Annotated in this window: 8 protein-coding genes; 5 read left to right on the top strand and 3 right to left on the bottom strand. The window is 69.3% G+C overall.

The features are described 5' to 3' along the window. Positions 1-21: 21 nt before the first annotated feature. Positions 22-2,349 carry a DUF4037 domain-containing protein gene (locus AC1AYD_RS02650; RefSeq protein ID WP_476544694.1) on the top strand — a complete coding sequence of 776 codons (2,328 nt, stop codon included), beginning with the start codon at positions 22-24 and terminating at the stop codon, positions 2,347-2,349. Positions 2,350-2,370: 21 nt separating this feature from the next. Beyond that, the gene (locus AC1AYD_RS02645; RefSeq protein WP_476544652.1) at positions 2,371-3,126 is read left to right on the top strand and encodes a DUF4125 family protein; all 756 of its coding nucleotides are present in this window, start codon (positions 2,371-2,373) and stop codon (positions 3,124-3,126) included. Between the two features lie 394 nt (positions 3,127-3,520). Here the strand turns inward: AC1AYD_RS02645 and AC1AYD_RS02640 are convergent, their stop codons facing one another. The 3 genes from AC1AYD_RS02640 to AC1AYD_RS02630 all read right to left on the bottom strand — a co-directional run bounded on the left by AC1AYD_RS02640 (position 3,521) and on the right by AC1AYD_RS02630 (position 8,433). After that, the gene (locus AC1AYD_RS02640; RefSeq protein ID WP_476544651.1) at positions 3,521-5,386 is read right to left on the bottom strand and encodes an alpha/beta hydrolase family protein; all 1,866 of its coding nucleotides are present in this window, start codon (positions 5,384-5,386) and stop codon (positions 3,521-3,523) included. A gap of 277 nt (positions 5,387-5,663) precedes the next feature. Continuing rightward, a complete protein-coding gene (locus AC1AYD_RS02635) occupies positions 5,664-6,536 on the bottom strand; it encodes a hypothetical protein (protein ID WP_476544650.1) in 873 nt (290 codons plus the stop codon). Beyond that, complete coding sequence (locus AC1AYD_RS02630; protein ID WP_476544649.1) at positions 6,529-8,433, bottom strand: PspC domain-containing protein; 1,905 nt, start codon at positions 8,431-8,433, stop codon at positions 6,529-6,531. Before AC1AYD_RS02630 ends, AC1AYD_RS02635 begins: the two co-directional genes overlap by 8 nt. A gap of 113 nt (positions 8,434-8,546) precedes the next feature. Here AC1AYD_RS02630 and AC1AYD_RS02625 point away from each other — a divergent pair, with 113 nt between their 5' ends. The 3 genes from AC1AYD_RS02625 to AC1AYD_RS02615 all read left to right on the top strand — a co-directional run bounded on the left by AC1AYD_RS02625 (position 8,547) and on the right by AC1AYD_RS02615 (position 11,941). After that, entirely contained in the window at positions 8,547-9,896 is a 1,350-nt protein-coding gene (locus tag AC1AYD_RS02625; RefSeq protein ID WP_476544648.1) for an ATP-binding protein, read from the top strand. A 92-nt stretch (positions 9,897-9,988) separates the two neighbouring features. Continuing rightward, positions 9,989-10,687: a LuxR C-terminal-related transcriptional regulator gene (locus tag AC1AYD_RS02620; protein ID WP_476544693.1), complete on the top strand. Its 699-nt coding sequence runs from the start codon at positions 9,989-9,991 to the stop codon at positions 10,685-10,687. Next, positions 10,688-11,941 (top strand): acyltransferase family protein, encoded by a 1,254-nt coding sequence (locus AC1AYD_RS02615; RefSeq protein WP_476544647.1) that lies wholly within the window; start codon positions 10,688-10,690, stop codon positions 11,939-11,941. It abuts the gene before it with no gap. Positions 11,942-11,968: the final 27 nt, after the last annotated feature.

The raw sequence follows: 11,968 nt of genomic DNA, 5'->3' as shown, positions 1-11,968 counted from the left end.
TCGTTTGCAGACAATGCCGCGATGAACACGGATCTGGAGGCGGCGCTGGAGCAGATGGCGGCGAAGCACGCGCACGATTTCGACGCACCGCAGGACAACACGCAGAACACACAGAACACGCAGAACACACAGAACGAAGGCGGCAACGCATCCGATGACGCGCGCGACGAGGACACCGCCGCCCGTCCGTTCGACGTGAACGGGTTCCTCAAGGGTCTGGACGCGATCTTCGCGGCGCACGACGCGGCGGAGAAGGCCGGGCCGTACCTCGAACAGGCGGCAATCGACGCGGAGAACGCGGGCGACGAGGCGGGACTGCTCACCGTGCTCAACGAGACGATGGGCTTCTACCGGTCGCAGGGCCGGCACGAGGAGAACCAGTGGATTGTGCAGCGGGCCATCGAGCTCGCCCTGCACATGGGGCTCGAAGGCACCGAAGCGTGGGCGACGACGCTCATCAACTGCGCGACCGCGATGCGCGCCGCGAAACATTACGACCAGTCGGAGGACCTGTACCGGCAGGCGCTGGCATGCGCGGAACGCAACTACGATCCGACCGACCGGCGGCTCGCCGCGCTGCACAACAATCTGTCGATGCTGTACAGCGAGACCGGCCGCATCGACAAGGCGGAAGCCGAACTGCGCGAGGCGCTGCGCATCATCGAATCGTCGAGCGTGAACCCGGACGCGGACATCGACGTGGCCTCGTCACACACGAATCTCGCGCTCGTGCTGCTGGAGGAGCACAAACTGGAGGAGGCGGACCGGCACGCGTCGAAGGCGCTGGAGATCTACGCGGCCGGGCATCTCGAACATTCGGCGCACTACGCGTCCGCGCTGGCCGGACTCGCGCAGGTACGGTACACGCAGGAACGGTACGCGGACGCGGTCGCGTACTACCGTCACGCACTCGCCGTGATCGCGGAATGTTACGGCACGGACACGGACTACTACCGGATCACCGAAGCGAACCTCAACGAGGCCGCGGCGAAGGCGGGGGCGGAGTCTCTCCCCCACCCGGCTACGCCGGGAGCCCCCTCGTCAGAGGGGGCCAAGGCGGAACAAGACGGAGCCTCTTCCCTGCCTTCCGCCGGCGGGAGCGGGGATGTGGCCCCCTCTGACGAGGGGGCTGTCGCCGGAGGCGACTGGGGAAGAGACCACGCAGCCACCGCAACGCCGACCGCAACGCCAATCACGGCGCAAACCGCAACGTCGACCACACCACATACTGAGTCGCAATCACCCATCTCCGGCCTCAAACTCGCGAAAGCGTACTGGGAGGAGATCGGGCGTCCGATGGTGCGGGCGAAATACCCGGAGTATGCGGACCGCATCGCCGCCGGTCTCGTCGGGCACGGATCGGAATGTTACGGCTTCGACGACACGTATTCGCACGACCACGATTTCGGCCCGCGATTCTGCCTGTGGCTCACCGACGACGACTACGCGGCGATCGGCGCGCGATTGCAGGCCGACTACGATGCGCTCCCCCGCGACTTCCGTGGCTACGTGCGTCCGTCCGCCGCCGCGGACGAGCCGACGGACACGGCAAACGCCACCATCGACGATGCCACCACCACCGACGCGACGGTCAATCCGGCCGAATCCTCGCCGCTCACGCCGCGCGCGCAGGGCGCGTTCCGGCGTGACGGCGTGTTCCGCATCGGCGATTTCTTCGAGTCGATCACCGGATACCGCGAGGCCCCGGCGGCCGATGCGCCGCACGAGTGGCTGATGCTCGACGAGGCGACGCTCGCCGCCGCGACGAACGGCCAGGTGTTCGCCGACCCGCTCGGCGCGTTCTCGCAGGCACGTCAGGGGTTCAAGGACATGCCGGAGGACGTGCGTCTCGCGCTGATTTCCAAGCGGCTCGGCATGATCGCGCAGGCGGGGCAATACAATCTGCCGCGCAATCTCAAGCGCGGCGACGGCGCGGCCGCCTGGCTTGCGATCGCCGAGTTCGTGGATGCGGCCGCTTCGCTCGTGTTCCTCGTCAACAAGCCGATGGTCGCCGGCTACCTGCCGTACTACAAGTGGCGGTTCGCCGCGCTGCGCAAACTGTCCGGCGGCATGTTCGCACGCCTCGGCGACGTGTGCGGCAATCTGGAATCGGTGATGCGTCTCGCTTCCGCCGCCTGCTACGGCGGCGCGGGCTTCGGCGAAGGCGGCAAGGGCTCCGCGCCGGCGGCCGAGTCCATCGAACGCCTCGTCGAGGAGGTGGCGGCATCCATCGTCAAGGAGCTCAGACGTGACGGGCTCACCCGCTCGGATGAGACCTTCCTCGAATGGCAACGGCCGTACGTCGAGGAGCATATCGAATCCAGCGCCGCATGCCTGCATAGTCTGTGAGGTCTGTAAGGAGCATCAGCGATGAGCGAATCGAACGACACCACCGAAACCGACACCACCGAAACCACCGTGCTGCGCGAGCGGATCGTGCGATTGGAGTGGGACCAGTTCCAACGCACGAACAACGAGGGCGGACGCGCCGCATGCCAAGGCAACTGGCCGGTGTTCCACCAGATGCGCCTCGCCCAGTTCCTCACGTGGGACCGGCCGCTGCTCGAATCCTATGCGGACGACCTCGTCGAGGCGGACCGCATCGGACGCAATCTCGTCACCGAGAAATACGGGCGCATGATGGTCTCGACCGCGCCGGACGAGTACGCGCGGAACATCGAACCGTACATTCCGCGGCTATCCGAGGGGCGCATCGCACGGCAGGAGCGCGTCATCGCGACGCAGGTCGCGTGGGCGCGCGACTTCCGCGCACGCTACCCGAGGCTCGGCGAGGCGATGCGCGTGCTCACCACCAGCGAGGACACGCCCATGGCGACTTCGTTCGAGACGTATCTTCGCGGCGAGCTCGGCACGTATTCGGACCGCACGTTCGCGCTGTACGAGGCGATGATCGCGGGACGCGCGGCGGACAGCGGCCGTGACTGGCCCCTGGCGGGGTCTCTCCCCCAGTCGGCTTCGCCGACAGCCCCCTCGTCAGAGGGGGCCAGTGCGGCGGACGGCGGCGAACATATCGCGAACATCACCGAGGAGACGCTGCTGCACACCGTGCGGCTCGGCGGATTCTCGGGCCTCGACGAGGCGGAGGCCGCGCAGGCCTCGGCATGAATCACCCACCGCGAGCCAGCTGGCCCCGACCCATCGCGAGCGCGCGGCAGTGCGTCCAGGCATCACCCCGCAAAGGTCTATCTGCGTTGCAGGGGGTACACGCGTCCTACCGCAGACACCTATCCGCGTTACGAGGGGTATCTCGAATGGCGTATCCGGGCAATAACCAACGTCGTTCCGCCACGAATACCCCGTAACAACCACACTCGGTACCCCTCTCAAGCCAGTTGCCCTTCGTGACGGAGCGAGATGTACCCCTCTCGATGAAGATAGCCGCATCCGAGCCGGCCTGAACGCGTCCAAACAGGTCCATCCCGTCCAATCGGCCCCAAAGACAAGCCAGCCGTCCCGAATCGGGGCGACGCGAGAGGCACCGAAGGACGCCCCGCCGGCGTCACGGGGTGAACAGGCCCCAGAAGGCCATGACGACGAGCGCGAGCAGCATGCCGGCGAGCGCGAGGAACGCGGCGAGCCAGTGCCAGCGGCCGACGAGCCACGTGGAGTGGAGCCCCGCCGTCGGGTAGAGGCCGTGCGCGAGGTAGGCGCGGCGGACGCGCCACGCGTCCCACAGCCGCACGATGAGCCATGCGCACATCACGGCGCAGATCACGCCGCCGACCCGCAGCGCGATGAATCCGGCCTCCATGAGCGTCGAGTCGCGGCTCACGGTCAACGCGCTCACGCCCACGTAGGAGAGATATGCGGCGAGCGCGACGAGCGTCAGCGTCGTCGCGGCGATTCCCCAGCCGAGGATCCGCCGCAATGCGCGCGAGTACCCGACGTTGCGCACGTACGCACGGCTTGTGCCGGGCCACGACCGCGCGGCGTCCGTCCTGCGGCCGTCCCGGATTCCGCGGCCGTCACGTCCGTCACGCCAGTCGCGTCCGTCACGCGCGCGCGATTCGTTCGCCCGTCGCCGTCCGATTGCGGGGAACCTGCCTCGCAGGCCGCCGGCCACGTTCGCCGCGCCTTGCGCGCGCAGTGCGGCGAGCCGGCGGCGACGCGCGATCTCGAAGCAGCCGAAGCCGATCGTCATGACGATGACGGCCGCGAAGCAGAGCACCGAGGCGGCGGTAAGCGCGACGAGCACGCCGAGCGAGCCGATGATGCCGGACGATGTGTCGCGCGGCGCGACGTACTGCTGGTGCGGTGTCGCGCCGGCGATCCGCGGCGTGGTCCAGCCGTCGGCCGGCGTTCCCGCCGCGACGCCGTTCACCCAGTCGGCGAGGTCGCGCGTGTAGCCGTCGGCGAGCGGGAGGCCGGCGGTGAAGAGGCCTCGGCCGGCGCGCATCTGATGGTTGGCGGCGTAGTAGCGGACGGTCACGTTGCGGTTGCCGTGGCGCGCGGCGTCGTGGATGATGGTGCGCGCGCCCTGTTCGATCGGCATGGCGGTGTCGTAGACGCCGTAGTCGACGAGCACGGGCATGGTGAGCGACCCGCGCACCGCGTCGGCGTCGAAGTCGGCGTAGCGCAGGTCGAACGGCGCGAAGTCGAGGGAGAGGAGTTTGGCGACGTCCTTGACGATCGGCTGTGGCGCGCCGGCCTGCCGCACGTAGGCGCTCACGGCCATCGCCATCTGTTCGCGGCCTTTGTAGACAGGTGCGGAGGCGAGGATGCTGAAGGCAATGTCGCGGCGTTGCGACGTCATGAGCATGGAGATCCACGTGCCTTCGGATTCGGCGTACAGTCCGGTTTTCGCGGCGTCGACGCCGGGGATGAGTTCGAGCAGGTCGAGCGCGGTCGTGTAGTCGCGCGCGAATCGCTGGTAGTCGCGGTGGAGCGGCGTGTAGTCGGCGGTGCGTTTGGCGGGAACGAGCGTGACGATGCCGGCGGAGGCCATCGCGTTGGCGATGTCGCCGAAGTCGTCGGCCGTGCCGGTGCCGGAGCCGTGGATGAACAGGCACGCGGGTCGCCTGCCGGGCGCGTCGACCGGTTCGCGCAGGATGGCGGGCACGCTGTCGCCGTCATCCAGGTGGATGGTGAGTTCGCGTGTGCGCGTGCGGTAGGCGCCCTGGTGGTCGGCGAGGAAGGATGACGGGGATGGGTTGGGTGCGGCCGAGTTCGCGGCGGCGGTGACGTTGTCGGCGGGGATGGAAGAGGGATTCGCGATGATGGATGTGTCCGCGGATGCGACCGTGATGTGGTCGGTGTAGGGTTCGGGCCGCCACTGCGGCATCATCAGCATGCCGAGCGCGGCGAGGACGGCGATCAGGACGACGGCGACGCCGGCGATCCGACCCACCGTGCGCCACGCGTCCATCGCCCGCTCCTTTCCTCTAATCCTCTACTGGCTGCTCCGCGATACCTCATGGTTGCACCGGCGCGGATTGCACCGGTTTCACTGTGCGTCACTCTAGTTCCCTCCCCCGCAGGACACGCCTTCATGGGTGGGATGGCGACCCCCTCAGTCAGCCTACGGCTGACAGCTCCCCCTGACGGGGGCGCAAGGAGCCGAGCGCCATGGGTCGTTTCGCTATCTTGCGCCCCCTTTAGGGGGAGCTGGCGCGCGAAGCGCGACTGAGGGGGCCAAACCAGCGCTACTGCTTGTTGCGGCCGGTTACGGCTTTGGCGATGGCCCAGATGATGGCGACGAGGATGAGGACCACGCCGACGCCGCCGAAGAACAGGGCGGTCAGGGTCTGCGGGTCGATGGCGACCATCCAGGTGGTGACGTCGGGCAGCCGCAGACCGAGCAGCACGCCGAACGCGCCGACGAGGATGCCGATGACGCCGAACAGGATGGTCGGCACGCTCGGCCCGGTCGGGGCGAGCGTCGCGGATGCGGGTGGCACCGCCCCGACGGGAGGCGTCACCCCAGCAGCAGGCACCGCCCCATTCGACGGGAAGCCGTCGGCATGGAGGTCCGTCGCGTCCGTCGGGGCGGACCGCGCGGAGAAGTCGTCCGCCGAGGGCTCGGCGGAGGTGGAATCCTGCCGAGCCGACGCGGAGGAGGCTGTGCCGTTCCGCGGGGCCGATCCGGGCTTCGTTTCGGGTTCCGGTTCGTCGTCGGAGACGCCCATCAGGCGGCTGAGCGGGGTGTTGAGGTCGACGAACGGCGTGGTGACCGGCTGCGTGGCGTCATCCTTCGCGGCCGAGTCGTCCTTCGCCGTCGCATCGGATTTCGCCGTCGCCGCGGTACCGGCCGTCGCCTCAGTCTCGGCGAGGACTGCGGTGTCGGCGGTCTGGTCGACGGCGGGAATCGGCTTGTCGAGGACCTGTTCGGTGGGCGGGGCGACGTCCGGCTTGACGCCGGCGGGCGCGGGCATGGCCTGCGTGTCGACGATGTCCTGCAGGGAGTGGTTGCGCGAGTCGTCGAATCCCTTGTCATCGGCGGCCTGCCCCGCGGGCATGGCCTGCGTGTCCATCGTCCGGATGTTCGTGGTCGTGTCCAGAGTCTTGTCGTCAGTCATCGGAATGCTCCTTCTTGCCGGCCGCACCGGAACCGTTATCGCTGGAGGCGGTCGTGGTGCCGTTCTGCACGGCGTAGTGTTCGCGGGTCGTGAGGTCGAGCGAGGCGACGTCGCCCTTCGAGATCTGCTTGACGAAGTCGGCGTAGCTGGGCAGCACGGTCTCGGAGGCGTAGCGCACGGTCACCTTGCCGGAGACGCCGGAGGTGAAGTTGATGAGGAACGAGCTTTCGTCGGTCTTGCCGTTGCCCTGCCAGTCGTAGTTGTCCGGCTGGTAGCCGTCCGAGTTCATCATGCTGTCGTCATGGTTGTCGCGGACTCCGGCCATGCGCTCGAGGAACGGGACCTCCAGCGTCGTCGCGCCGTTGTTGCGCACGACCTGGCTGTAGCCGCCCATCGAATCGGACTGCATGAAGACGAATCCGCCGGAGCCGAACGCGTACGGGCAGCCGTCGGGCAGCGTCACGTACACGTGCGCGTTGCGCACGGACAGGTCGATCTGCCCGGCCGGGCATCCGGCCTTGTACTTGTTCACCTGCCCGCCGCCGTAGTTCCAGTTGCCGTATTCGCTCAGGTCGATGTTCGCGACGCTCAGGTCGTAGTCGACGCCTTGGAAGTGGACGCCTTGCTCGAGCCGGCGGAAGTTCCGCGGACTGGAATCGGCGACCCAGTAGTTCATGTTCGCGTTGAGGCCGCTGGTGGCGGACCAGTAGTCGTGCTCGGCGTTCTCGTCGAGACGCGCCTGCACGGCGACCATCCCGTATGCGTTCTCGGATCCGGCGCTCAATCCGGCCCCCAGACGCACCTCGGTGTAGCCGTTGCGGACGTTGTTGATGTCGTAGGTCGAGTAGCCGGCGACGCCGGTCGCGACGATCATGCAGCAGGCGACGAATCCGGCGATGAGCGCGAGCGGGATGAGTCCGCCGGAGCGACGTCCCACGGCGCCGAGGATGACGAGCAGCACGCCCATCGCGATGCACACGGCGGAGATCCACACGGTCATCATCGTGACCGCGTTGACGATGCTCTCGCCGGTGTGGCTGTCGGCGTACCCGTGCTCCATGGCGAGCATCACGGCCGCGCCGGAGACGAGCGACAATCCCATGACGAGCAGGACGAGCAGCGGCCCGGCCGGCTTGCGGCGCACGCGGCGCGGCTTGGGAGCGACCGGAACAGGCGCGGGAGGCGCGACGGGAGCGGCCATTGCCGGCGCGGCATAGACCGGACCGGTACCCGCCGGCACCGGCCCCGGATTCACCGGGCTACCGGAGTCCGCCGGAAAGGGGGCGTGCGGCGCGCCTTGGGGAGGCATCTGGCCGTTCACCGTACCGAGGACGGGACCGGCCGCGGGACCGCCGGAGTACGCATATCCTCCCGGATACGCGGGTCCAGGCCCGCCCGGGTACGCGCCACCGGCCGCAGGTCCGCCCGGATACCCGCGCGGCGGCACCGGCGTGTACGGCCCGTTCGGCCCTTCCTTGCGATAGCCGTACCCGTAGCCGTGCTGCTGGCGCATGCCGCTCTGGCAGATGGCCCACAGTGCGACGGCAGCGACGCCGATCGCCACCCATCCGGTGCCGACGATGAGCACGGTGACGCCGAGCATCACGAACGCGCCCAGACAGTTCCAATCCCACCTGCCGGCGACGAGCTCCTCGGCGAGGATGCGCCCGTCGCGCGCATCCGGCAGCATCAGCCACGCGAACGCGTACAGGGCCATGCCGAAGCCGAACAGGAAGGTGAAGACGATCATCAGGGCCCGCACGAGCGTCGGGCTCCATCCGAGGCGGGCGGCGATGCCGCTGCACACGCCGCCGATCCAGCGGTCGTCGCCGCGCACCACGCCGGAGGCGCGGAACCAGGCGAACACCTTGGAAAGAATCTTGTTGTTTTCGTTCATGCCTCCATTACAGCAGCCGTGCGCTTGCACGGCCGTCGGGGAAACCCCTGATTCTTCCCTGAACCCCGGCTAGGAATCCTGATTCCGCACCCCGAAGCGGGCACAATGGAAGCATGACCTCACCGAATCTCCCGCCCCTGCGCCCGGCGAATCTCCCGCTCATGCGCCCGCCCCGCGGCCGCATGCTCGCCGGCGTCTGCCGGGGCGTCGCCCTGCATCTGGGTGTGCCCGTCGTCTGGGTGCGGCTCGCGTTCGTCGCGCTCACGTTCCTGTGGGGCGCGGGCGTCGCCGCCTACCTGTTCCTGTGGATGTTCGTCCCCGTGGGCGATCCGTTCGCCGCGGCCGCGGCGGCCGCCCAGGCGCAGGCCACGCCGGTCGCGAGCGCGCCGCTCGCCGCCGGCAACCGCGACACGGCAACCGGCCGCACGCGCGCCGAATCGGCCGCCGAGGCGATGCACGGTTCGACGGAGAACGTGGCCGCCGCGATCCGCCGCATCCCGCTGCCGACGCTCGTCGCGTGCGTCGGCAGCGCGCTCGTCGCGATGAGCGTCGCGTTGGGCGGTACGGACCACGCCGACCTCATCATGCCGCTGCTGCTCGCCGCGTGCGGGCTCATCGCCGCGTGGTCGCGGTTCGACGCGAAGCAGGGCCGCATCCCGACGATGGTCGTCGGCCTCATCCTCATCTTCCTCGCCTATGTGGCGTACGTGACGACCGTCATGTATTCGGGCACACCGTTCCCCCGCCGCATCATCGTCGCCGGTTTTCTCATGCTCGTCGGCGTCGTGCTCGCGATCCTGCCGTGGGCGGGCGCGACGCTGCGCACGCTGACCGCCGAGCGCGCGATGAAGGAGCGCGAGGAGGAGCGCGCCGACATGACCGCCCACCTGCATGACGGCGTGCTGCAGACGCTCGCCCTCATCCAACTGCACAGCGCGGAACCGGACATGGTGTTCACGCTCGCCCGCGCGCAGGAGCGCGAGTTGCGCGCGTGGCTGTATCAGGAGCGCGTCACGTCGGATCGTTCGGTGAGCGCGGGCGTGAAGGCGATCGCCGCCGAGGTGGAGGACGGTCACGGCCGTCCGATCGACGTCGTGACCGTCGGCGACGCGCGTCCGAGCGCCGCGACGGACGCGCTGCTCGACGCGACGCGGCAGGCGCTCGTCAACGCGGTCACGCACGGCGGCGAGCCGGTGTCCGTCTACTGCGAGGCGGGCGCGCGGGCGGTCGAGGTGTACGTGCGCGACCATGGCGACGGTTTCGACGTGGACGCGATCCCACCGGACCGTCTCGGCATCCGCGAGTCGATCGTCGGTCGCGTGCGTCGCCGCGGCGGTACAGTGGAGATCGTGTCGCGGCCCGGGTGGGGCACGGAAGTGCGCATGCGCATGCCGGTCGCGGCCGCGCCGGGAGGCGACGGCGCGACCGGCGGCGCGCACGCGACGGAGAAGGAGGAACGATGACCGGACAGGACGACGCGACGACGGGCGGCGGCGAGGCGAACGCGACGGGCGGCGGCGCGCGGATCCGCGTGGCCGTGGTCGACGACCATGAGATGTTCCGCGCGGGCGTGACCGCCACGCTGCGCACCGAATTCGACATCGTCGGCCAGGGCGCGGACGTGGACGGCTCGATCGCGATGATCGCGCGGACCAAGCCGGACGTGGTGCTGCTCGACGTGCACGTGCCGGGCGGCGCGGGCGGCGGAGGCGCGGAGATTCTGCTCAAATCGAAGGCGTACTCCCCCGCCTCGGCGTTCCTCGCGCTGTCGGTGTCCGACGCGCCGCAGGACGTGGGCGCGGTGATCCGCGCCGGCGCGCGCGGCTACGTGACCAAGACGATCACCGGCGCGGACCTCATCTCGTCGATCAAGCAGGTGCACGAGGGGTACGCGGTGTTCTCGCCGAAGCTCGCCGGATTCGTGCTGTCCGCGTTCCAAGGCGCGGGGCCGGCCGGCGGGTTCGGCGGCGGCGCCGGTGCCGGCGCGGACGGAATGGACGCCGCGGGGTCGGGCTTCGGCACGAACGGCACGAACGGCTACCCTCCGCACGACGAGGAGCTCGACCGCCTCTCCCGCCGCGAACAGGACGTGATGCGCCTGATTGCGCGCGGCTACACGTACAAGGAGGTCGCCGCCGAGCTGTTCATCTCCGTGAAGACCGTGGAGACGCATATGAGCGCCGTGCTGCGCAAGCTCCAGCTGTCGAACCGCACCGAGCTGACCCGGTGGGCGGCCGACCGTAGAATCGTGTGAATGACCGATGACGAATCCGTCCAGATGACCACGCGGGGGATCGCGCAATCCCCCGCATCTCCCGCTTCCCCCGTATCCCCGCGCCCTCGCCGCGCGCGCAACATGCGCAACATGCGCGTGGAGATGCTGCGCGTCGCCGCAATCGTCGGCATCGCCGTGTTCCACACGTTCCAGCCGTGGTTCACCGTGGTCGCCGCGTCCACGCCGATCGACCGGCTGCCGGCGGAACTGCAGCCGGTCGCGGCGAGTCCGGCGGCGATGTGGGTGCTCGGCATGACCGCGCTGCTCGGCGCATGCGGCAACCACATCTTCTACATGATCTCCGGGTTCTATCTCATCCCGTCCGCGGCGACGAAGCCGCTGCGCGCGCAGGCCGCGGCGACGGCGCGACGTGCCGCGATCATCGTCCTGTCCGTGCTGTTCTACGTCGCCATATGCGCCGTGATCAACCTGTTCACGCCGGTCGCCGGCTTCGGCACCGCGGGATGGTGGGGCATGGGTCTCGAATTCGTCTGGCTGTATCTCGTGTTCGTCGTCGTCGCGCCGGCCGCGGCGTGGCTGTTCGCGCGCATGGACGCGCGAACCCGCCACGCGCTCGCCGCGCTCGCGCTCGTGGCCGTGTTCGCGCTGAACGCGTACATCGCGTTCGTCGCGCCGGAGGGCGGCCGCGGACTGACCGACTGGCGCAAGCTGATGAGCGCCGTCACGTATCTGGCGACGTTCCTGTTCGCCGGCATCCTCGGCATGGACGTGCGTGCAGGCCGCGCGCCGTCGCCGCGGTTCTGGCGGCGCGCGCTGGTCGTGGTCGTCGCCGTGACGGCGGCGCTCGAGGCCGCGTTCGCCGTGACCGGCGCGCGCGGGCTGCTGATGGCGATGTCGTTCAAATCGACGTCGCTCGTCTCGTTCCTCGCCGCATGGTTCGCGCTGATGGCGGCGGCGACCGGCGGCGACGCGCGTCGCGACGCCGGTCGCGCGGACGGCGACGGTCCGGCGCGGCCGCGTCCGGCCGTGCGTTTCGCGGCCGCCCTCGCGTCCGGCATCCTCGGCTTCTACATCGCGCAATCGCTGATGAACGGCCTGTGGCATGACGCGTGCACGTCGTTCATGACGTCGCTCGCCGCGCACGGCGGCGCGGGCGTCGCCGGCGCGATTGCGTTCGGCGTCGCGTTCTCGGCGGCGTTCGTGCTCGTGGTGACGGTGGTGGACCGGTTCACGCGCCAGCCGCTGCTGCGTGTGATGCGGTTGCTGCGATAGACTGTTGCGCGATTGAGACGACGATTC

The sequence above is a fragment of the Bifidobacterium sp. LH_426 genome (genome assembly GCF_056356875.1).
The sequence above is the reverse complement of the archived record's forward strand: the minus strand, read 5'-3'. Positions and strand labels throughout refer to the sequence as shown.